The sequence below is a fragment of the Pseudomonas iridis genome, assembly GCF_017980685.1.
GTDB lineage: Bacteria > Pseudomonadota > Gammaproteobacteria > Pseudomonadales > Pseudomonadaceae > Aquipseudomonas > Aquipseudomonas iridis.
In genome coordinates this window covers 200,611-220,530 of the sequence record NZ_JACXXO010000002.1, presented here as the reverse complement: position 1 = coordinate 220,530, position 19,920 = coordinate 200,611, and the positions used below count along the sequence as shown (strand labels likewise).

The window sequence follows — 19,920 nt, the reverse complement described above, 5'->3', positions numbered from 1 at the left end:
CCCTAACCCTCTCCCGGAGGGAGCGGGGACTGACCGGGGTGACTGGGTGTTCTACGCTGACCTGCGACTCCACTACCAAGCCTACGGACAGGATGGTCTTTCAGGTCGATGTAACCCGAGAGATCAACACCGTCGGTCCCCTCTCCCACCGGGAGAGGGTTAGGGTGAGGGCATTACCAGATATGTACCAAGTTGGGCCAACCGCCGGGACTGGCCTATGCTGCACCCCATCGTTTCCAATCCGGTCGATTTCATGAGTCGCACCTATCTCTACCTTCTCCTGTTGTTCGCTCTGCCCGCCCACGCGCAGATCTACAAATACACCGACGCCAACGGCCACACGGTTTACAGCGATCATTCGCCGGACGGCGTCGACGCGCAGCCGGTGGAGTTGCCGCCGCTCAACCGTGTCGAATCGCAATCGCCGAGCACGCCGCCAGCGGTCGAGACGGACAATCGCCAGCCTGAGCGCAACGCTTATCAGGTGCTGGAACTGGCCGGCCTGCCCACTGAAGAAGCCCTACGCGTCAACAACGGCACCTTCACTGTCAATGTGCTGATCAAGCCGCGCCTGCAACCGCCGCATCAATTAAGACTGGTGTTGGACGACGAGCCTTACGGGCAGCCGAGCAACGTGCCAATCCTGCAACTGGTGAATGTCGATCGCGGCAAACATCGTCTGGCCGTGCAGGTGATCGACGGCGAAACGATCGTCCAGCAGAGCCCGCCAGTAGTTTTCACCGTGCAACGGGTGCACAAGCCATGATCCGCGCATGGCTGATCGCCGCGCTGGCCATGACAGCGCTGCACGCCTCGGCCGAGGTGTTCACTTATATCGATGCGCAGGGCAATCGTGTCTACACCGATCAGCCACGCGGCAACGCCAAGCGGGTGCCGCTGGCCACCAGTAATCGCATGCCGGCTACCCCCACGGCTGTGCCGATGACCACCGCGAAAAAATCGCCGGAACAACCACCGTTCCATTACGACATGCTGCGCGTTCTGGTGCCCGAGCCCGACGCGACCATTCGCAGCAGTGCCGGTGAGCTGATCGTCAGCGTCACCAGCGAGCCCGGCTTGCAAAAGGGCCATCTGTATCGCTTGCTGCTGGACGGCAAAGCCACCGGCGAACCCGGCGTCAGCCCGGTTTTTCCGCTGAGCAATATCGACCGTGGCAGCCATAGCCTCTCGGTAGAAATTCTTGATGCGCAGGGCCGCACCGTCGAGCGCACCGCCAACCAGCCCTTCCACATGCTGCGCATCTCGCTTGCGCAAAAGCGCCAGGTCAAGCCCTGCGTTACTGAGGACTACGGCGTGCGCCCCGAGTGTCCGCTGAAAGACAAACCCGAAGAGCCTAAAAATCCCTTCCTGCGTTTTTTCTAACGCCATTCAGCTTTGCGCACTATATTGGTGCAATAGGCTGCACCGTACTCACATTCCATCCCATTTTGGTTCGAAACTTCCCGTTCCGGCTGGCATAACGCCACGCAAACGAGCGTCAAACGCCCGTTTCAGGGGTTGAACGCTTCTTTTCGGAGCCTTGGTTTGGTTTTTGCATTTTCTATCTAAACACGCTTGTTTCTTGCGCACGCTCCGCCCCCAAAAGAGGCCTTGATGACTATTAGCGACGCAATCCCACGCTTGCTGCTCGATAACCTGACCACCGCCACCATCTTGCTCGATGCCGAATTGCGCCTCGAGTACATGAACCCGGCAGCGGAGATGCTGCTGGCCATCAGCGGTCAGCGCAGCCATGGGCAGTTCATCAGTGAGCTGTTCACCGAGTCCGCCGAGGCGCTCAATTCGTTGCGCCAGGCCGTGGAACAGGCGCACCCGTTCACCAAGCGCGAAGCCATGCTCACCGCCCTCACCGGTCAGACCCTGACGGTGGATTACGCGGTGACGCCGATCCTCAACAACGGCGCGACCCTGCTCCTGCTGGAAGTCCACCCGCGTGATCGCCTGCTGCGGATCACCAAGGAAGAGGCGCAGCTGTCGAAGCAGGAAACCAGCAAGATGCTGGTGCGCGGCCTCGCCCACGAGATCAAGAACCCGCTCGGCGGCATCCGTGGCGCTGCGCAATTGCTGGCCCGCGAGCTGCCGGAAGAAAGCCTGCGCGATTACACCAACGTGATCATTGAAGAGGCCGATCGCCTGCGCAATCTGGTCGACCGCATGCTGGGTTCGAACAAACTGCCGTCGTTGGCCATGTGCAACGTTCACGAGGTGCTCGAGCGCGTCTGCCATCTGGTCGAAGCGGAGAGCCAGGGCTGCATCACCTTGGTGCGCGATTACGACCCGAGCATTCCCGACGTGTTGATCGACCGCGAGCAAATGATTCAGGCCGTGCTGAACATCGTGCGCAATGCGATGCAGGCGATCAGCAGCCAGAACGAGCTGCGTCTGGGCCGCATCAGCTTGCGTACCCGGACCATGCGCCAGTTCACCATCGGCCACGTCCGCCATCGTCTGGTGACCAAGATCGAGATCATCGACAACGGCCCGGGCATTCCGGCGGAACTGCAGGAAACCATTTTCTTTCCCATGGTCAGCGGCCGCCCGGACGGTACCGGGCTGGGCCTGGCCATCACCCAGAACATCATCAGCCAGCACCAGGGCCTGATCGAATGTGACAGCCATCCAGGCCACACCACGTTCTCGATCTTTCTGCCACTGGAACAAGGAGCCACATCGACATGAGCCGTAGTGAAACCGTGTGGATCGTCGATGACGACCGTTCTATCCGTTGGGTTCTGGAAAAAGCCCTGCAGCAAGAAGGCATGACCACCCAGAGCTTCGATAGCGCCGATGGCGTGATGAGTCGCCTGGCCCGTCAACAGCCGGACGTGATCATCTCCGACATCCGCATGCCGGGCGCCAGCGGCCTGGACCTGTTGGCGCGGATTCGTGAGCAGCACCCACGGCTGCCGGTCATCATCATGACCGCTCACTCCGATCTGGACAGCGCTGTCGCCTCCTATCAGGGCGGTGCGTTCGAGTACCTGCCAAAGCCGTTCGACGTTGATGAGGCGGTGTCGCTGGTCAAGCGCGCCAATCAGCATGCGCAAGAACAGCAAGGCCTGCAGGTCGTGCCAGCACTGACCCGCACGCCTGAAATCATCGGCGAAGCGCCGGCGATGCAGGAAGTGTTTCGTGCCATCGGCCGTTTGAGTCATTCCAACATCACCGTGCTGATCAACGGCGAATCCGGTACCGGTAAAGAACTGGTGGCCCACGCTCTGCACCGTCACAGCCCGCGTGCGGCCTCGCCGTTCATCGCGCTGAATATGGCGGCGATCCCCAAGGACCTGATGGAGTCCGAGCTGTTCGGCCACGAGAAAGGCGCGTTCACCGGCGCGGCCAACCTGCGTCGCGGGCGCTTCGAACAGGCCGATGGCGGCACGCTGTTCCTCGATGAAATCGGCGACATGCCAGCCGATACTCAAACCCGTTTGCTACGGGTTCTTGCCGATGGCGAGTTCTATCGCGTTGGCGGCCATGTGCCGGTCAAGGTTGACGTGCGGATCATCGCCGCGACTCACCAGAATCTGGAAACCCTGGTGCACGCCGGGAAATTCCGTGAGGACTTGTTCCACCGCCTCAACGTGATCCGTATCCACATTCCTCGCCTGTCGGATCGTCGCGAAGACATCCCGACGCTGGCCCGGCACTTCCTCAGCCGCGCTGCGCAGGAACTGGCCGTGGAGCCGAAGTTGCTGAAAAGCGAGACTGAGGAATATCTGAAGAACCTGCCGTGGGGCGGCAACGTGCGCCAGCTGGAGAACACCTGCCGCTGGATCACGGTCATGGCGTCCGGGCGCGAAGTGCACATCAGCGACTTGCCGCCAGAGTTGCTCAACCTGCCGCAGGATTCGGCGCCAGTGACCAACTGGGAGCAAGCACTGCGCCAGTGGGCCGATCAGGCGTTGGCGCGTGGCCAGTCGAACCTGCTCGACAGCGCGGTACCGGCGTTTGAGCGGATCATGATAGAGACGGCTCTGAAGCACACCGCCGGGCGTCGTCGTGATGCCGCGGTCTTGCTGGGTTGGGGGCGAAATACCCTGACGCGCAAGATCAAGGAATTGGGGATGAAGGTTGATGGCGGGGATGATGATGAGGGGGATGAGGGGTAAAAACCTCGTTCGCTTGAGGCCGTATGTGTACTCAAAATCTCTCCCCCTCACCCCAGCCCTCTCCCGAGGGAGAGGGAGCCGATTCATGTCGCTTCCAAATGTGAGTTCGACTAGGACATTCAGGTCGGCGTGTCTCTTTAGACACGCCCTCGGTCAGTCCCCTCTCCCTCCGGGAGAGGGGAGGGCAATTCAACTTGTGCACCACCGTAAGGCACTTTGACCCGCAATCGAGCATATCCGGCGGTTGACTAGCCAAATCAAAACCACTGCAAAACTTCAACTTCGAAAACACGAAAGCCCCGTAATCTGGGGCTTTCGCGTTTCCGACAGCATCTTTTGTTTCAAAAAATTAAAACCTGGCACACCTCCTGCAATAACTCTTACAGGTGATTCGTTTCACCACCCGTTTCGGGGACCTTGGTACAGGCAGGCCGGGGATTCCCCTCTTTACATCGGGCTCGCACCGCAATGCGACGAGCTCACCCTTTTGGGATCCTTGGTACAGGCAGGCCGGGGGTTCCCTCTTTACACCGGGCGTTTCGCTCAAGCGAAAGTCCACCCCGTTTTGGGAACCCTGATACAGGCAGGTCAGGGATTCCCGCTTTTATTGCTCTTGCAGGTGAATCTCCAGCCGCCAGCGGTCATCGACTTCGCTGCCGGCCCAATCTCCCTGCAGCGGCCGCGCCGCCAGCACCGTCAGCAACAACCCGCCATCACTCATTCGCGTACGCCAATTCACATCTTTGCCATTGAGCTTGAGCTGGCCTTTCTGCGCCCGTCCATCAGCCTGAAACAACAGCGCCACCGTGCCGTCGATGATCTCGCCGTGCAGTTTCGGTTCGTTGTTGAACCACAACACCAACCCGCTTTCAGTCACTTCGACCTGCTGCAATACGCTCGGATCTGGCGTGGTCAGGCGGCCAATCATCAAACCGATCATCAAACCGACAATCGCCAACGAACCGATCACCCGCGGGAATAGTTTCGAACGCGAGTCCGCTAGCGGCGTAGAATGCGCGTCATCTTTACCTTCGGAGCCGTGCATGTTTCACGTCATCCTTTTTCAACCAGAAATTCCACCGAATACCGGCAACGTTATCAGGCTGTGCGCCAACAGCGGCTGCCACCTGCATTTGATCGAACCGCTGGGCTTCGAGATGGACGATAAGCGCCTGCGGCGGGCCGGTCTGGACTACCACGAATACGCCACGCTGCAACGCCACGCCGACCTCGCCAGTTGCCTGGAAAGCTTAGGCAATCCACGCCTGTTCGCGTTCACCACCAAGGGTTCGCGGCCGTTTCATGATGCTGCGTTCGTGCCGGGCGATGCGTTCATCTTCGGCCCGGAAAGCCGAGGCCTGCCACCAGAAGTGCTCGACGCCCTGCCGGCCGAACAGCGCCTGCGCCTGCCGATGCGTGAAGGCTGCCGCAGCCTGAACCTGTCCAACACCGTGGCGGTGGCCGTGTATGAGGCGTGGCGGCAGAACGACTTCAAGTAACACTGCAAAACAAATGTGGGAGCGAGCCTGCTCGCGATTACGGCGTGTCAGTCAACATTGATGTCTCTGACAGACCGCTATCGCGAGCAGGCTCGCTCCCACATGGGGTGTTGCTGAACCGTCTTATTGAACGGTTGGCGTCTCGCCGCTTTCCTGCATGCGCTGCAGCTCTTGCGCGTACAGGGCATCGAAGTTCACCGGAGCCAGCATCAGCGCCGGGAACGAACCGCGGGTTACCAGGCTGTCCAGGGTCTCGCGAGCGTACGGGAACAGGATGTTCGGGCAGAACGCACCCAGGGTGTGGCTCATCGAAGCCGCGTCCAGGTTCTTGATCAGGAAGATACCGGCCTGTTGCACTTCAGCGATGAAGGCTACTTCTTCACCGTTTTTCACGGTGACAGACAGGGTCAGCACGACTTCGTAGAAATCGCCTTCCAGTTCTTTCTGACGAGTGTTCAGATCCAGACCGACCGCCGGGTCCCACTGCTGGCGAAAGATCGCCGGGCTTTTCGGGGCTTCGAAGGACAAGTCGCGTACGTAGATGCGCTGCAAGGAGAATTGCGGTGCGGTTTCTTCTTCGCTGGCTGCAGTGTTCTGTTGGTCAGTCATCTCAGATCCTTTCTGATCTTGGGTCTTTTAGGGAGTGCTGTACGTGGGTGCAGCCGTTCAGGCCTTGAGCAGCGCGTCGAGCTTGCCGGCGCGCTCCAGGGCGAATAAATCGTCACAGCCGCCGACGTGCTTGCTGCCGATCCAGATCTGCGGCACGGACGTGCGTCCGGCTTTCTGGGCCATTTCGGCACGCACCTGCGGCTTGCCATCGACCTTGATCTCTTTGAAGGCCACGCCTTTGTTCTCGAGCAGGTACTTGGCTCGCGAGCAGTAAGGGCAGTAATCGCTGGAGTAGACGATGACTTCGCTCATGTCACTTCACCAACGGCAGGTTGTCGCCTTTCCAGCTGGAGATCCCGCCGGACAGCTTGGCGGCGGTGAAGCCGGATTTCATCAGTTCGCGGGCATGAGTGCCAGCGGTCTGGCCCAGGGCATCGACCAGAATGATGGTCTTGGCCTTGTGTTTTTCCAGCTCGGCGACGCGTGCGGCCAATTTGTCCTGAGGAATATTCACCGCGCCAACAATGTGGCCGGCAGCGAAATCCTTGGCTGTGCGAATGTCTACCACCACGCCCGCGTCTTTGTTGACCAGTGCGGTCAGCTCACCGGTGCTCAGGCTTTTACCGCCGCCCTGCATCGTGTGCGCCAGCAGCAGAGCCAGCAGTACGACGAAGATACCGACAAGAATGTAGTGGTTAGTGGCAAATTCAATCAGGTGAGCAACCATCGAAGGAGGTTCCAGGGCGTTAAAATGTCGGCCAGTATACACAGCCACTATGGTGGGCCAAACCCCGTCCGGCGGTGACGCGGTCGGAACTTCGCTTTAAACTCCAACTCCCTTTTCCATCGCCCTCTTCTTTATTAGCCACGAGTGGATTCCATGACTACCACGCCTAAACCTTTGGTCCTGATCATTCTCGACGGCTTCGGTCACAGCGACAGCCCCGAATCCAATGCCGTTTTTGCGGCGAAGAAGCCTGTGCTGGATCGCCTGACGGCCAACCAGCCGAACGGCTTGATCTCGGGCAGCGGCATGGACGTCGGTCTGCCGGACGGCCAGATGGGCAACTCCGAAGTCGGCCACATGAACCTCGGCGCCGGTCGCGTGGTGTATCAGGACTTCACCCGCGTGACCAAATCGATCCGCGACGGCGAGTTCTTCGAGAACCCGACCATCTGCGCCGCTGTGGATAAAGCCGTGGCTGCCGGCAAAGCCGTGCACTTCATGGGCCTGCTGTCGGATGGCGGCGTGCACAGTCATCAGGATCACCTGATCGCCATGGCCGAACTGGCCTTCAAGCGCGGCGCCGAAAAAATCTATCTGCACGCTTTCCTCGACGGCCGCGACACGCCGCCCAAAAGCGCTGCTTCGTCGATCGAACTGCTCGATGCGACGTTCCAGGCACTCGGCAAGGGCCGCATCGCCAGCATCGTCGGCCGCTACTTCGCCATGGACCGTGACAACCGCTGGGATCGCGTGGCCCAGGCGTACAACCTGATCGTCGACGGCAACGGCGAATTCAACGCTGCCACCGCCCAGCAAGCGCTGGAAGCGGCATACGCCCGTGGCGAGAGCGACGAATTCGTCAAAGCCACCACCATCGGTGAGCCGGTCAAAGTCGAAGACGGTGACGCCGTGGTGTTCATGAACTTCCGCGCCGACCGCGCCCGCGAGCTGACCCGCGTATTCGTCGAAGACGATTTCAAGGACTTCGAGCGCGCGCGTCAGCCAAAACTGGCCGGTTTCGTCATGCTGACCCAGTACGCCGCGAGCATTCCTGCACCGTCGGCGTTCGCGGCGGGCAGCCTGGAAAATGTGCTGGGCGACTATCTGGCAAAAAACGGCAAAACCCAGCTGCGCATCGCTGAAACCGAGAAATACGCCCACGTGACGTTCTTCTTTTCCGGCGGCCGGGAAGAACCGTTCCCTGGCGAAGAACGCATCCTGATCCCGTCGCCGAAAGTCGCCACTTACGACTTGCAGCCGGAAATGAGCGCGCCGGAAGTGACCGACCGTATTGTCGACGCCATCGAAAACCAGCGCTACGACGTGATCGTGGTCAACTACGCCAACGGCGACATGGTCGGCCACAGCGGCGTGTTCGAAGCGGCAGTGAAAGCGGTTGAATGCCTGGACACCTGCGTCGGGCGCATCGTCGAAGCACTGGACAAGGTGGGCGGCGAAGCGCTGATCACCGCTGACCACGGCAACGTCGAAAAAATGGCCGATGAAGAAACTCACCAGGCGCACACCGCACACACCACCGAGCCGGTGCCGTTCATTTACGTCGGCAAGCGTGACCTCAAGGTCCGTGAAGGCGGCGTGCTGGCGGATGTGGCACCGACCATGCTCAAGTTGCTGGGCCTGGAAAAACCGTTGGAAATGACCGGGACTTCGATTCTGGTTTAATCCGCGGTCTCAAAACACCGCTCAACCCTGTGGGAGTTGGCTTGCCAGCGATAGCAATCTGACAGCCAACAACTCTGTTGAATGTTCAGACGCCATCGCTGACAAGCGAGCTCCCACAGGGGTTTATGGGGTTTTCGAAATGGAATTAAGCCTGTCCGGCGCTCCAGTTATCACACAGCCCCAATTGGGCGTTTTTTTTGCAGCCTCGGGCGGGCATACTAGGCCGTCCATTACCCTGGTGCCGCCCGCCCCTATGCTTCGCGTCCTGATTGCCCTCGCTCTGACCTGCCTGCTCCAACCGGCCTTCGCTGACGAGCGCGCGCAAACCCAACAGCAGTTGGACGCCACGCGTCAGGACATTGCCGAGCTGAAAAAACTGCTGAGCAAGGTTCAGGAAGAAAAGTCCGGCGTGCAGAAACAGCTCAAGGGCACTGAGACCGAGCTGGGCAAGCTGCAGAAGCAGGTCGATGCGCTGCAGAAAGAACTGCAGAAAAGCGAATCCGAGCTGCAACGACTCGATGCAGAGAAAAAAAAACTCCAGAGCGCGCGCACTGAACAGCAACGACTGATCGCCATTCAGGCCCGTGCGGCCTATCAGAACGGCCGTCAGGAGTACCTCAAGCTGCTGCTCAACCAGCAGAATCCCGAGAAGTTCGCCCGCACCCTCACCTATTACGATTACCTGAGCCAGGCTCGCCTGGAGCAGCTGAAAAACTTCAACGAAACCCTGCGCCAACTGGCTAATGTCGAAAAAGACATCGGCTTGCAGCAAGCGCAATTGCTGGTACAGAAAAGCGACCTCGACACCCAGCGCGACGAACTCGAAAAAGTTCGCAAGGAGCGCCAGCAAGTGCTGGCCAAGCTCAACGAGGACGTCAAGGCTCGCGACCAGAAACTCGCCGCCCGCGAGCAGGATCAGGCAGACCTGTCTAAAGTCCTCAAGACCATTGAAGAAACCCTGGCCCGTCAGGCCCGAGAGGCAGAAGAAGCGCGAAAAAAAGCGCTGATCGCCCAGCAGGAAGCGGAAAAAAAGCGTTTGCGTGAGGCGCAAGCCCACGCGGATGCAGAATCGGACACCAGCGACGCCCCACGAAAACCGGTCAAATCGTCTCCCGGCGCACTGGTTTCCAGCAGTGGCGAAACCTTTGGCGGGGCTTTTGCGGCAACCCGGGGAAAACTTCCATGGCCGGTTGATGGTCGACTGCTGGCACGCTTCGGTGAACGCCGTGGCGATGACGCCCGCACCAAGTGGGATGGCGTGATGATCAGCGCCTCCGCCGGCAGCCAGGTGCATGCCGTACACGGTGGGCGCGTGGTGTTTGCCGATTGGCTGCGGGGCGCCGGGTTGCTGGTGATCCTCGATCACGGCAATGGTTTTCTGAGTCTTTACGGTCACAACCAGACACTGCTCAAGTCGGCGGGTGACGTGGTTAAAGCCGGTGAGTCCATCTCCACTGTCGGTAACAGTGGCGGTCAGGACACATCAGCGCTGTATTTTGCAATTCGTCAGCAGGGTCACCCGAGTGATCCGGCGCAATGGTGCCGCGCGCAAGGATAGGCGTTGAGTCACCAACATTAGGAGTTCGTTCGACATGCTGCATTTGTCCCGCCTTACCTCGCTGGCCCTGACGATCGCCCTGGTGATCGGCGCGCCTTTGGCGTTTGCCGCTCAACCGGCTCCGGCCGTCGCTCCGGCAGGCACAGCTGCGACCTCCAAGGCCCCGTTGCCGCTGGAAGAGTTGCGCACCTTTGCCGAGGTCATGGACCGGATCAAAGCCGCATACGTCGAGCCGGTGGACGACAAGACCCTGCTGGAAAACGCGATCAAGGGCATGCTCAGCAACCTTGATCCGCACTCGGCTTACCTGGGCCCTGAAGACTTCACCGAATTGCAGGAAAGCACCAGCGGCGAGTTCGGCGGCCTGGGCATTGAAGTCGGCGCCGAAGACGGTTTTATCAAGGTTGTCTCGCCAATCGATGACACGCCTGCGTCGAAGGCTGGCATTCAGGCTGGCGACTTCATCGTCAAGATCAACGGTCAGCCGACTCGCGGCCAGACCATGACCGAAGCCGTGGACAAGATGCGCGGCAAGATCGGCCAGAAAATCACCCTGACCCTGGTACGCGACGGTGGCCCGCCATTCGACGTGACCCTGGCGCGCGCCGTGATTCAGGTGAAGAGCGTCAAGTCGCAGCTGCTGGAGTCGGGCTACGGCTATATCCGCATCACTCAGTTCCAGGTCAAGACCGGCGATGAGGTCTCCAAGGCCCTGGCGAAGATGCGCAAGGACAATGGCAAGAAGCTCAACGGCATCGTTCTCGACCTGCGCAACAACCCGGGTGGCGTGTTGCAGGCCGCGGTGGAAGTGGTCGACCACTTCATCACCAAAGGTCTGATCGTCTACACCAAAGGCCGTATCGCCAACTCCGAGCTGCGTTTCTCTGCTACCGGCAAAGACGAAAGCGAAGCAGTGCCGATGGTCGTGCTGATCAACGGTGGCAGCGCCTCGGCGTCGGAAATTGTCGCCGGTGCTCTGCAGGACCAGAAACGCGCTGTGGTCATGGGCACCACCAGTTTCGGCAAAGGTTCGGTACAGACCGTGCTGCCGCTGAACAACGACCGCGCACTGAAGATCACCACCGCGCTGTACTTCACGCCCAATGGCCGCTCGATCCAGGCCCAGGGCATCGTCCCGGACATCGAAGTGCGCAAAGCCAAGATCACCAGCGAGGCGGACAGCGAATACTTCAAGGAAGCAGATCTGCAGGGCCATTTGGGCAACGGCAACGGCGGCGCCGACAAACCGAGCGGTTCCGCAGGCAAGGCCAAGGCCATGCCGCAGGATGACGATTACCAACTGGCCCAGGCCCTGAGCCTGCTCAAAGGCCTGAGCATTACGTCCGGCCGCTGAGGATGTCTTTGCGTTTCGTCTTCGTTCTGCTGTGCTGTCTGGCGGGTGCTGCTCAGGCACAACCCGCCGGCTCTACGCCTCACAAAGCCTACCTGACACTGATCATCGACGACCTGGGGCAAAGCCTGCCCCGGGATCGCCGCGTGCTGGCCCTGCCCGGCCCGGTGACCGCGGCGATCATGCCCGACACGCCCCACGCCACCGAATTCGCCCGTGAAGCCCATCGGGCCGGCAAGATCGTCATCTTGCACATGCCCATGGATCCGGCGACCGGCCCGTACGCCTGGCATCCCGAACTGCCCATCGACGAACTCGAAAAGCGTCTGAACGCCGCGTTCAAAATGGTCCCGTACACCGCGGGCATCAATAACCACATGGGCAGCCGAATGACGGCGCAACCGGAGGCAATGGCCTGGTTGATGGGTGAGTTGCAGCGTCGTCACAAGTTCTTCGTCGACAGCCGCACCAGTGCGCAGACCGTGGCCGCGCAGCAAGCGCAGAAGATCGATCTGGCGAGTGTTTCGCGCGATGTTTTTCTCGATGACGAGCGCACCGAGGCGGCGATCTTCACCCAGTTGCAGACTGCGATCAGCCTCGCGCGCAAACAGGGTTCAGCGGTAATGATCGGCCATCCTTATCCACAAACGCTGGCCGTGCTGGAGCGAGAGCTGCCCAAGCTCAAGGCTCAAGGCGTTGAGTGGATCGACATCAAACAAATGATCAGCGTGCGCAGCAATCGCGCAATGGCCGGCCATGGCAAGGACGGTCTCTACCGGTAACAGCCTGTTGCGTCAGGCAATAGATAGTTACCACCATTCACTTCTCGCACTTCCGGATAGTGAGACCTGCAACAGGTCGCGACTCCCTTGAGTCGCTGTTCAACTATCAGGAGTGACCATGACTATTTACGACAACGCTCAAGTATCCGACTGGCAGAGGGAACCCATCAGGGTCGACAACCTGCTGATCAACTTTACGACCGAGTTCCTGGGTATCTGGGACACCTACGGCTCCAGCGCGGAACCGGCGTCTTTCTGGCGCCCGACCCCGGCGGCCGATGTGCTGCCCGGCTACTTTCCATTGGGTGACGTCGTCCATCCGGGCCGTGACAACATCAACAACAAGAAAGTCGTGGCGGTGGTGTGCGAGGCGAGCACACCGGCGGCCGACCCCGAAAAAGGCAAGGCCCTGAGCGCACCGACCGACTTCGAGCTGATCTGGAAAGACTCAGGCTCCGGCGCGACCAAGAACGGCTCCGTCTGGCGCCCTCTCCCGCCGCAAGGTTACGTCGCGCTGGGTTCGGTGTGTTCCAACAGCCACGAAAAACCTTCTCGCAATGCCGTTCGCTGCGTACGGGCCGACCTTGTCAGCGCGTCAGCCACATGCGATCTGATCTGGAATGACAAAGGCAGTGGTGCGCGGCAGAGCATCAGCACGTGGAGCGCCGCGCCACCGGTGGCCGCTTCCGGGGAAATGCACCTGGCGCCCGGCACGTTCGCCGGAGTCAGCGGTTACACGTTGCCGGCGAATTTTCTGGTGTATTCGTTACGTCTGCACCTTGCGGTTCAGGTCAATCCAAAACCGACAGCACCCGTGCTTCTCGGGGTAACGCCTGAGCCCTTGCAAGCGCCTGAGCAGCCGACCTACACCGCCAGGCTGCCCTGGTTCGCCGTCAAGGATCCCTTGTTCACTCCACTGGAGCAGCGAGACCACTCGCCCTTCTATCAACTGGAGCGCACGGATCACTATGTGCTCGTCGGCCATGGTCACAACAGCGGGCAAGACAGTACGACATTCCGATGGTCAGCCCAGCGCGCGCAACGCACCCGAGGTCAATGGGCGTTCTCGACACTGACCTCCATCGAATTTGGCGTGCAGTGGGGCGCGCAGGCATCCAGTCCGTTTCTGTTTTCGGCACGGCTCAGCCATGAGTTGACGCAATGCGAAATGCCCAACAATGAATGGCTCGACACCTCTGCGATCGACGTCGTAGCGGTAGTGGACAGCCATAAGGCCGTGGCGGTTTATCTGATTCAGAGTGACTACAGTCTTGTGCGCGCAGACGGTACGCCGGTGACCACTACGTTCAGTTATACCGACGGTCGCAGCCTGCACATCAGCCAATACACACCGGGGACGCCTGCCAGCACTGTTGCTGCGGCGCCGGAAGCGCAAGTGCCAGAGGTCGCGGACATCCACGAGACGGACAACGACAGCGCCACCCCGCTGGCGGAAACGGCGCTGGAGGAGGTTACAGATACCGCGCCATGATTTCGTCCACTACACCTTCTTTGCGCAGTTGATCGAGCGCGTCCTGCAGCCTGGCGACGACGTCATCGGAGACGTCCTTGTTCAACGCCAGATATAACTCGGCGCTATTGAAGCGCAGCACCGTTTTCAGCCCCGTCACACCCTCCTGCCGCGCGAGGTAACGCCCGGCAGGATCTCCCGTTGCCCACAGATCAATCTGTCCGCTGACCAGCTTCCTGGCGTTGTCCTGATCGCGCAGCACGACCACGGGCTTCAAGCCTTGCTTGGTCAGCGTCTCGGCAATCGCGTCGCCTTTGTAGGCGCCGATTTTGTACTTGCGCGCGTCATTGAGGGTTTCGAGGGTGATCTTGCTATCAGCCTTGGCCAACAGGATCCAGTCGTCGGGGCCGATCGGACCGACCCACTTGAAGAGTTTTTCACGATCCGGCAGACGCGCCATCACGAAGGCACCGTAACCGGGATTCTCCAGCGCCAGTTTGTACACCCGCTCCCAAGGGAAGCGCAGGGTCAGGCTGTAAGTGAGGCCGGCACGCTGGAACATCTCGTGCACGATATCGGTGGCGATACCGTTGATGTTCTCGCCTTGAGCGAAGTTCTTGCCGTTCTTCGCCATGTTGTACGGCGGGAAGTTTTCGGTGAGGAGCACCAGATCGGTGTCGGGATTGTTTTCGGCCCTGACACTGTTGATGAGCAACAAAGAAGCACTGGCGAGAACAAGAAGCAGGCGTTTGATCATGTCGGGCTACCGAAATCCATGGCGTGCCCAAGAGTGCCTTGGGCACGCCATGCTGTCCACTGGCCTGTACCGTTTAACGCATCACAATCCCGCGATGAGCCATATAGGCCTTGGCTTCCTGCACGGTGTATTCGCCGAAGTGGAAAATACTCGCCGCCAACACTGCGCTGGCGTGGCCTTCAAGGATGCCGTCGGCCAAGTGCTGCAAGTTGCCGACACCACCGGAAGCGATCACTGGAATGCCTAGTGCATCGCTGATGGCGCGGGTCACGCCGAGGTCGAAACCGTTTTTCATGCCGTCCTGATCCATGCTGGTCAGCAGGATCTCACCGGCACCCAGGCCTTCCATTTTCTTCGCCCACTCGACCGCGTCCAAACCGGTCGGCTTGCGCCCACCGTGGGTGAAGATTTCCCAGCGCGGGGTTTCGCCCGGGCCCGACACCTTCTTCGCATCGATGGCGACGACGATGCACTGCGAGCCGAAATGCTGCGCGGCTTCGCCAACGAATTCAGGGTTGAACACGGCTGCGGTGTTGATCGACACTTTGTCCGCGCCGGCATTGAGCAGGTTGCGGATGTCTTGCACGGTGCGCACGCCACCGCCAACGGTCAGCGGGATGAAAACCTGACTGGCCATGCGCTCGACTGTATGCAGCGTGGTGTCGCGGCCATCGACGCTGGCGGTGATATCGAGAAAGGTAATCTCGTCGGCGCCCTGCTCGTCATAACGACGGGCGATTTCCACCGGGTCACCGGCGTCGCGGATGTTCTCGAACTTCACACCTTTGACGACCCGGCCGTTGTCCACGTCCAGGCAAGGGATGATGCGTTTGGCCAGAGCCATGGGCTTAATCTCCGATTAAGAGTTGCAAGCTTGGAGCTTCAAGCTGCAAGAAAGAGCAGAACATTACCGCGCTTCTAACTTGCAGCTCGCAGCTTGCAACTTGAAGCTGCTTTTATCTGGTCGCGTAGCCATCACAGAAAGATTGAGCCTCTGCAACATCCAAAGTGCCCTCATAGATCGCCCGGCCGGTGATGGCGCCGATGATGCCCGGCGCCCTGGCGTCGAGCAGCGACTTGATGTCACCGAGGTTGTGGATACCGCCGGAAGCGATCACCGGGATCTTCGTTGCCGCAGCCAGCGCAGCGGTGAACGGTACGTTGCAGCCCTGCATCATGCCGTCTTTGGCGATGTCGGTATAAACGATCGAAGACACGCCGTCGGCTTCAAACTGCTTGGCCAGATCAATGACCTGCACGGTGCTGATTTCAGCCCAGCCGTCAGTGGCGACGAAACCGTCCTTGGCGTCGAGGCCGACGATGATCTTGCCCGGAAACGCGCGGCAGGCCTCAGCAACGAAGGCCGGATCTTTCACGGCTTTGGTGCCGATGATCACGTAGCTCACACCAGCCTTGACGTAGTGCTCGATGGTTTCCAGCGAGCGAATGCCGCCGCCGATCTGGATCGGCAGGTTCGGATAGCGTTTGGCGATGGCGGTAACCACTTCGCCGTTGACCGGCTGGCCTTCGAAGGCGCCGTTCAGGTCGACCAGATGCAGACGACGGCAGCCGCCCTCCACCCACTTGGCAGCCATGCTCACCGGGTCATCGGAGAACACCGTGGAATCTTCCATGCGGCCCTGGCGCAGACGAACGCAGGCACCGTCTTTAAGATCGATAGCAGGAATAATTAGCATGCTTTTCCTTCGTCAAAGAGCTGCAAGCTGCAAGCTTTAAGCTGCAAGCGCGCACGTGTGTCTGATTCTTGCAGCTGACAGCTTGAAGCTAGCAGCTGCTCCTAATTTTTTTCGAGCGCCCACAGGTCGCTTTCGATGCTTTCAAACCGCTCTTTGAGGTGGGTCTGCACATCGAAAATCGCCCTGTTGTAATAGTGCGGAGCAATTTCGCGGGTAAACAGCTCAAGAATTTCTGCCGCTTCGAACGAACCCAGGTCCAGCTCGAAACGATCCTCCATGAACCGCTTGATCTTGTGATTGGCCTCGTTCTCCTGTTCGGGAGTGAGGGTCAGGATCGGCGGTCTGGACTTCTTGGCAGCCATTTACCAGCGACCGTCCCACGCAGCGAAGTTCTGCAGCAATTGCAGGCCATGGGTATGGCTCTTCTCCGGGTGAAACTGCACGGCGAAACGCGAGCCATCGGCCAGCGCTGCAGCGAAATCGACACCGTAATGACCGCCGCCCACCACCTGCCGCGCGTTGGCGGCGGCAATGTAGTAGCTGTGCACGAAATAGAAACGCGCCATGTCCGGAATGTCGTGCCACAGCGGGTGACTGACCTTCTGCTTCACCTCGTTCCAGCCCATGTGCGGGACTTTCAGGTGTTCGCCGTCTTCATGCAGGTCTTTGCCGAAGAACTTCACCGCGCCCGGGAACAGGCCGATGCAGTCGACGCCGTCGTTCTCTTCGCTGGTATCGAGCAGGGCTTGCATGCCGACACAGATGCCGAGGAACGGACGATCCTGGCTGACTTCACGCACCAGCGAATCAAACCCGAGGCGACGGATCTCCGCCATGCAATCGCGAATCGCGCCGACCCCCGGAAACACCACACGGTCAGCTTCGCGGATCACGTCCGCATCGCTGGTGATCAACACTTTACCGGCGCCGACGTGCTCGAGGGCCTTGGCCACCGAGTGCAGGTTACCCATGCCGTAATCGATAACTGCAACCGTCTGCATTACAGAACGCCTTTGGTCGATGGCATCTGCCCGGCCATGCGCTCGTCGAGCTCCACAGCCATGCGCAGCGCGCGGCCGAAAGCCTTGAACACGGTTTCGATCTGGTGGTGAGTGTTGGCGCCACGCAGGTTGTCGATGTGCATGCTGACCAGCGCGTGGTTGACGAAGCCCTGGAAGAATTCCTGGAACAGGTCAACGTCGAAGCCGCCAACGGTGGCGCGGGTGTACGGCACGTGCATTTGCAGGCCCGGACGACCGGAGAAATCGATCACCACGCGCGACAGCGCTTCATCGAGCGGCACATAGGCGTGGCCGTAGCGACGGATGCCTTTTTTATCGCCGATGGCTTTGGCGAAAGCCTGGCCGAGGGTGATACCGACGTCTTCCACCGTATGGTGGTCGTCGATATGCAGATCGCCCTTGCATTCAATATCCAGGTCGATCAACCCGTGACGGGCGATCTGATCCAGCATGTGCTCAAGAAAAGGAACACCGATATCGAATCGGGCCTTTCCGGTGCCATCAAGGTTGATCGAGGCTTTGATCTGGGTTTCCAGAGTGTCGCGCTCGACAGAAGCCTTACGTTCGGCCATCACCAGCTCCGCAAAATCATTGGGCGAAAAAGGCAGCCATTATAGGCACGCGGGCGCGAAACAGAAACACGAGAGGTGATATGACTGACGGAGTGAATCCGGGGGTGTCGCGGGTAGACATGTGCATACAAGTTACCGGGCTCACCACAAAAACAAGTGTGGGAGCGAGCCTGCTCGCGAAAGCGGTAGATCAGCCAACATTTATGTCGACTGACACTCCGTCTTCGCGAGCAGGCTCGCTCCCACCGTTTTCGCGCTTATGCAGCTAACAACTTAGTTAAACAGTACCGCCGTTTTCTGCAGGGTCACCCACACACCCCACGCCAACGGAATACCCACCACCAGCCACGCAGCGACGGCCAACGGCTTGCTGCCCGGTGCCGCTTTCCATTCCAGAACGGTGGTCGCATCGGCACCTTTGTCATGGCCCAGCGCCTGTTCGGCAGCCAGTTCGGCGTCGGTCATGAAGTACTTGTCAGCCACCGGGCGCACCAGCAGGTTGCACATGAAGCCCAGCACCAGCAGACCGGCGAGGATATACAGCGTGATGTCATAAGCGGCAGCGCGTTCAACGCCGATGCTCAGTTGATACTCACGCAGGTAGTTCACCAGCACCGGACCAAGCACACCGGCTGCCGCCCAAGCGGTCAACAGACGACCGTGGATCGCGCCAACCATCTGCGTCCCGAACGGGTCGGCCAGATACGCCGGAACCGTGGCAAAACCACCGCCGTACATCGACAGGATGATGCAGAACGCCGCCACGAACAGCGCAACGTTGCCCAGGTGACCCAGGTTCGGGATCAGCGCGTACAGGGCAAAACCCAGCGCAAAGAACACGAAGTAAGTGTTTTTACGGCCCAGGTAGTCCGAGAACGATGCCCAGAAGAAGCGGCCACCAATATTGAACAGGCTCAGCAGACCGGTGAAACCGGCAGCAATCGCGGCGATGGAAGCCAGTTGCCCGGCATCCAGCTGGCCGAACGGCAGGTCAACACCAATCAATTTGCCGCCGAACACTTCCTGCAACAATGGCGAAGCCATGCCAAGGATGCCGATACCGGCAGACACGTTCAGGCACAGCACCAGCCACACCAGACGGAATTGCGGGGTTTTCCACGCCACATTCACGTGTACGTGACGATGAGTGATCATCGCGTTCGCGGCTTTTTTCGCCGGAGCGGTCCAGCCTTCAGGCTTCCAGCCGGTTGGCGGGACGCGGTAGGACAGTGCCCCGCCGATCATGAACACGAAGTAGATCGCGGCCATCACCAGGAAGCTCTGCCACACGCCGACGCTCGTTGGCGAAGCGAAGTGGCCCATCAGCGCTGCGGCCAGCGGTGCACCGACCATCGCGCCACCACCGAAGCCCATAATCGCCATGCCGGTCGCCATGCCGCGCTTGTCCGGGAACCACTTGATCAGGGTCGACACCGGCGAGATGTAGCCCAGGCCCAGACCGATACCACCGATCACGCCGGAACCGATCCACATCAACCAGATCTGGTGGGTATAAATCCCCAGCGCCGAAATCAGCAGACCGCCGCACCAGCACAGAGCCGATACAACACCAGCCTTACGTGGCCCGGCGTGTTCCAGCCAGCCACCCCAGATCGCTGCCGAGCAGCCGAGGAAGATGAAGAACAGGGTGTAGATCCAGCCGAGCATCGAGATCGGCCAGTCGCATTGCGACGAGAAAACTTGTGCGATGAAGCTCATGTCCGGCGCGCAAGCCACCGGAGCAGTAACGCCCAGCGCCTTGGACAACGGCAACCAGAACACCGAAAAGCCGTAGGCCATGCCGATGCACAGGTGAATGGCCAGAGCGGCCGGTGGAACCAGCCAACGGTTGAAACCGGGCTTGGCGATGATGCGTTCCTTGGACAGGAACGCGGGCTGATCGGCTTTGAAGCCGTCCGCCGTGATGCTCGTGCTCATTGTGTATCCCCCAATTATTAGTATGGTTCGCCAGCCACTGTTCACCCCCGACCTTATGCACGCAGGCATGACCGTTTTTTTGAGTGAAGCTCCTTGAAGGCGCGACGTTAAGTCGCAGAAG

Annotated in this window: 21 protein-coding genes; 10 read left to right on the top strand and 11 right to left on the bottom strand. The window is 59.9% G+C overall.

Translation table 11 applies throughout. The annotated features are described in order from the left end of the window. The first annotated feature begins 253 nt into the window (after positions 1-253). The 4 genes from IEQ42_RS05995 (at position 254) to ntrC (ending at position 4,133) form a co-directional block, all read left to right on the top strand. Positions 254-766 carry a DUF4124 domain-containing protein gene (locus IEQ42_RS05995; RefSeq protein WP_210703097.1) on the top strand — a complete coding sequence of 171 codons (513 nt, stop codon included), beginning with the start codon at positions 254-256 and terminating at the stop codon, positions 764-766. Continuing rightward, on the top strand, positions 763-1,383 hold the full coding sequence (locus IEQ42_RS05990) for a DUF4124 domain-containing protein (protein ID WP_210702886.1): 621 nt from the start codon (positions 763-765) through the stop codon (positions 1,381-1,383). The genes IEQ42_RS05995 and IEQ42_RS05990 overlap by 4 nt, the downstream gene beginning before the upstream one ends. 231 nt (positions 1,384-1,614) lie before the next feature. Then, complete coding sequence (glnL, locus tag IEQ42_RS05985; protein ID WP_150593895.1) at positions 1,615-2,700, top strand: nitrogen regulation protein NR(II); 1,086 nt, start codon at positions 1,615-1,617, stop codon at positions 2,698-2,700. Continuing rightward, on the top strand, positions 2,697-4,133 hold the full coding sequence (gene ntrC / locus IEQ42_RS05980) for a nitrogen regulation protein NR(I) (RefSeq protein ID WP_042557208.1): 1,437 nt from the start codon (positions 2,697-2,699) through the stop codon (positions 4,131-4,133). Before glnL ends, ntrC begins: the two co-directional genes overlap by 4 nt. Before the next feature lie 604 nt (positions 4,134-4,737). Here the strand turns inward: ntrC and IEQ42_RS05975 are convergent. Next, on the bottom strand, positions 4,738-5,178 hold the full coding sequence (locus tag IEQ42_RS05975; protein WP_210702885.1) for a hypothetical protein: 441 nt from the start codon (positions 5,176-5,178) through the stop codon (positions 4,738-4,740). Here IEQ42_RS05975 and IEQ42_RS05970 point away from each other — a divergent pair. Beyond that, entirely contained in the window at positions 5,177-5,632 is a 456-nt protein-coding gene (locus IEQ42_RS05970; protein WP_003220777.1) for a tRNA (cytidine(34)-2'-O)-methyltransferase, read from the top strand. The two genes, IEQ42_RS05975 and IEQ42_RS05970, sit on opposite strands and share 2 nt — an antisense overlap. A 123-nt stretch (positions 5,633-5,755) precedes the next feature. On the opposite strand, the gene secB is transcribed toward IEQ42_RS05970, so the two are convergent. From secB to IEQ42_RS05955, 3 genes are read right to left on the bottom strand one after another with little or no spacing between them, the layout of a single operon-like run. Further along, positions 5,756-6,241, bottom strand: a complete 486-nt coding sequence (gene secB / locus IEQ42_RS05965; RefSeq protein ID WP_042557206.1) for a protein-export chaperone SecB — start codon at positions 6,239-6,241, stop codon at positions 5,756-5,758. A 57-nt stretch (positions 6,242-6,298) separates the two neighbouring features. Then, positions 6,299-6,553, bottom strand: coding sequence for a glutaredoxin 3 (grxC, locus tag IEQ42_RS05960; protein ID WP_042557205.1), 255 nt, complete (start codon positions 6,551-6,553; stop codon positions 6,299-6,301). A 1-nt stretch (position 6,554) separates the two neighbouring features. Then, a complete protein-coding gene (locus IEQ42_RS05955; protein ID WP_042557204.1) occupies positions 6,555-6,968 on the bottom strand; it encodes a rhodanese-like domain-containing protein in 414 nt (137 codons plus the stop codon). A gap of 153 nt (positions 6,969-7,121) precedes the next feature. On the opposite strand from IEQ42_RS05955, the gene gpmI reads away from it, so the two are divergent. The 5 genes from gpmI (at position 7,122) to IEQ42_RS05930 (ending at position 13,834) form a co-directional block, all read left to right on the top strand. Continuing rightward, the gene (gene gpmI, locus IEQ42_RS05950; RefSeq protein WP_210702884.1) at positions 7,122-8,651 is read left to right on the top strand and encodes a 2,3-bisphosphoglycerate-independent phosphoglycerate mutase; all 1,530 of its coding nucleotides are present in this window, start codon (positions 7,122-7,124) and stop codon (positions 8,649-8,651) included. Between the two features lie 253 nt (positions 8,652-8,904). Next, positions 8,905-10,209 carry a murein hydrolase activator EnvC family protein gene (locus tag IEQ42_RS05945; protein WP_210702883.1) on the top strand — a complete coding sequence of 435 codons (1,305 nt, stop codon included), beginning with the start codon at positions 8,905-8,907 and terminating at the stop codon, positions 10,207-10,209. A gap of 34 nt (positions 10,210-10,243) precedes the next feature. Then, positions 10,244-11,563 (top strand): S41 family peptidase, encoded by a 1,320-nt coding sequence (locus tag IEQ42_RS05940; RefSeq protein WP_200613984.1) that lies wholly within the window; start codon positions 10,244-10,246, stop codon positions 11,561-11,563. A gap of 2 nt (positions 11,564-11,565) precedes the next feature. Beyond that, on the top strand, positions 11,566-12,342 hold the full coding sequence (locus IEQ42_RS05935; protein ID WP_210702882.1) for a divergent polysaccharide deacetylase family protein: 777 nt from the start codon (positions 11,566-11,568) through the stop codon (positions 12,340-12,342). Positions 12,343-12,460: 118 nt separating this feature from the next. Continuing rightward, the gene (locus IEQ42_RS05930) at positions 12,461-13,834 is read left to right on the top strand and encodes a Vps62-related protein (protein ID WP_210702881.1); all 1,374 of its coding nucleotides are present in this window, start codon (positions 12,461-12,463) and stop codon (positions 13,832-13,834) included. On the opposite strand, the gene IEQ42_RS05925 is transcribed toward IEQ42_RS05930, so the two are convergent. The 7 genes from IEQ42_RS05925 to IEQ42_RS05895 all read right to left on the bottom strand — a co-directional run bounded on the left by IEQ42_RS05925 (position 13,815) and on the right by IEQ42_RS05895 (position 19,799). Further along, on the bottom strand, positions 13,815-14,570 hold the full coding sequence (locus IEQ42_RS05925; RefSeq protein WP_210702880.1) for a substrate-binding periplasmic protein: 756 nt from the start codon (positions 14,568-14,570) through the stop codon (positions 13,815-13,817). The two genes, IEQ42_RS05930 and IEQ42_RS05925, sit on opposite strands and share 20 nt — an antisense overlap. 73 nt (positions 14,571-14,643) lie before the next feature. Beyond that, positions 14,644-15,414: an imidazole glycerol phosphate synthase subunit HisF gene (gene hisF, locus IEQ42_RS05920; RefSeq protein WP_007897430.1), complete on the bottom strand. Its 771-nt coding sequence runs from the start codon at positions 15,412-15,414 to the stop codon at positions 14,644-14,646. A gap of 112 nt (positions 15,415-15,526) precedes the next feature. After that, a complete protein-coding gene (gene hisA, locus IEQ42_RS05915; RefSeq protein WP_210702879.1) occupies positions 15,527-16,267 on the bottom strand; it encodes a 1-(5-phosphoribosyl)-5-[(5-phosphoribosylamino)methylideneamino]imidazole-4-carboxamide isomerase in 741 nt (246 codons plus the stop codon). 101 nt (positions 16,268-16,368) lie between these two features. Then, positions 16,369-16,629 carry a DUF2164 domain-containing protein gene (locus tag IEQ42_RS05910; protein WP_150593884.1) on the bottom strand — a complete coding sequence of 87 codons (261 nt, stop codon included), beginning with the start codon at positions 16,627-16,629 and terminating at the stop codon, positions 16,369-16,371. Further along, entirely contained in the window at positions 16,630-17,268 is a 639-nt protein-coding gene (gene hisH / locus IEQ42_RS05905) for an imidazole glycerol phosphate synthase subunit HisH (RefSeq protein WP_025110934.1), read from the bottom strand. It abuts the gene before it with no gap. Continuing rightward, positions 17,268-17,861 (bottom strand): imidazoleglycerol-phosphate dehydratase HisB, encoded by a 594-nt coding sequence (gene hisB, locus IEQ42_RS05900; RefSeq protein WP_210702878.1) that lies wholly within the window; start codon positions 17,859-17,861, stop codon positions 17,268-17,270. The genes hisH and hisB overlap by 1 nt, the downstream gene beginning before the upstream one ends. 273 nt (positions 17,862-18,134) lie before the next feature. Continuing rightward, complete coding sequence (locus IEQ42_RS05895) at positions 18,135-19,799, bottom strand: OFA family MFS transporter (RefSeq protein WP_210702877.1); 1,665 nt, start codon at positions 19,797-19,799, stop codon at positions 18,135-18,137. Between the last annotated feature and the right edge of the window lie 121 nt (positions 19,800-19,920).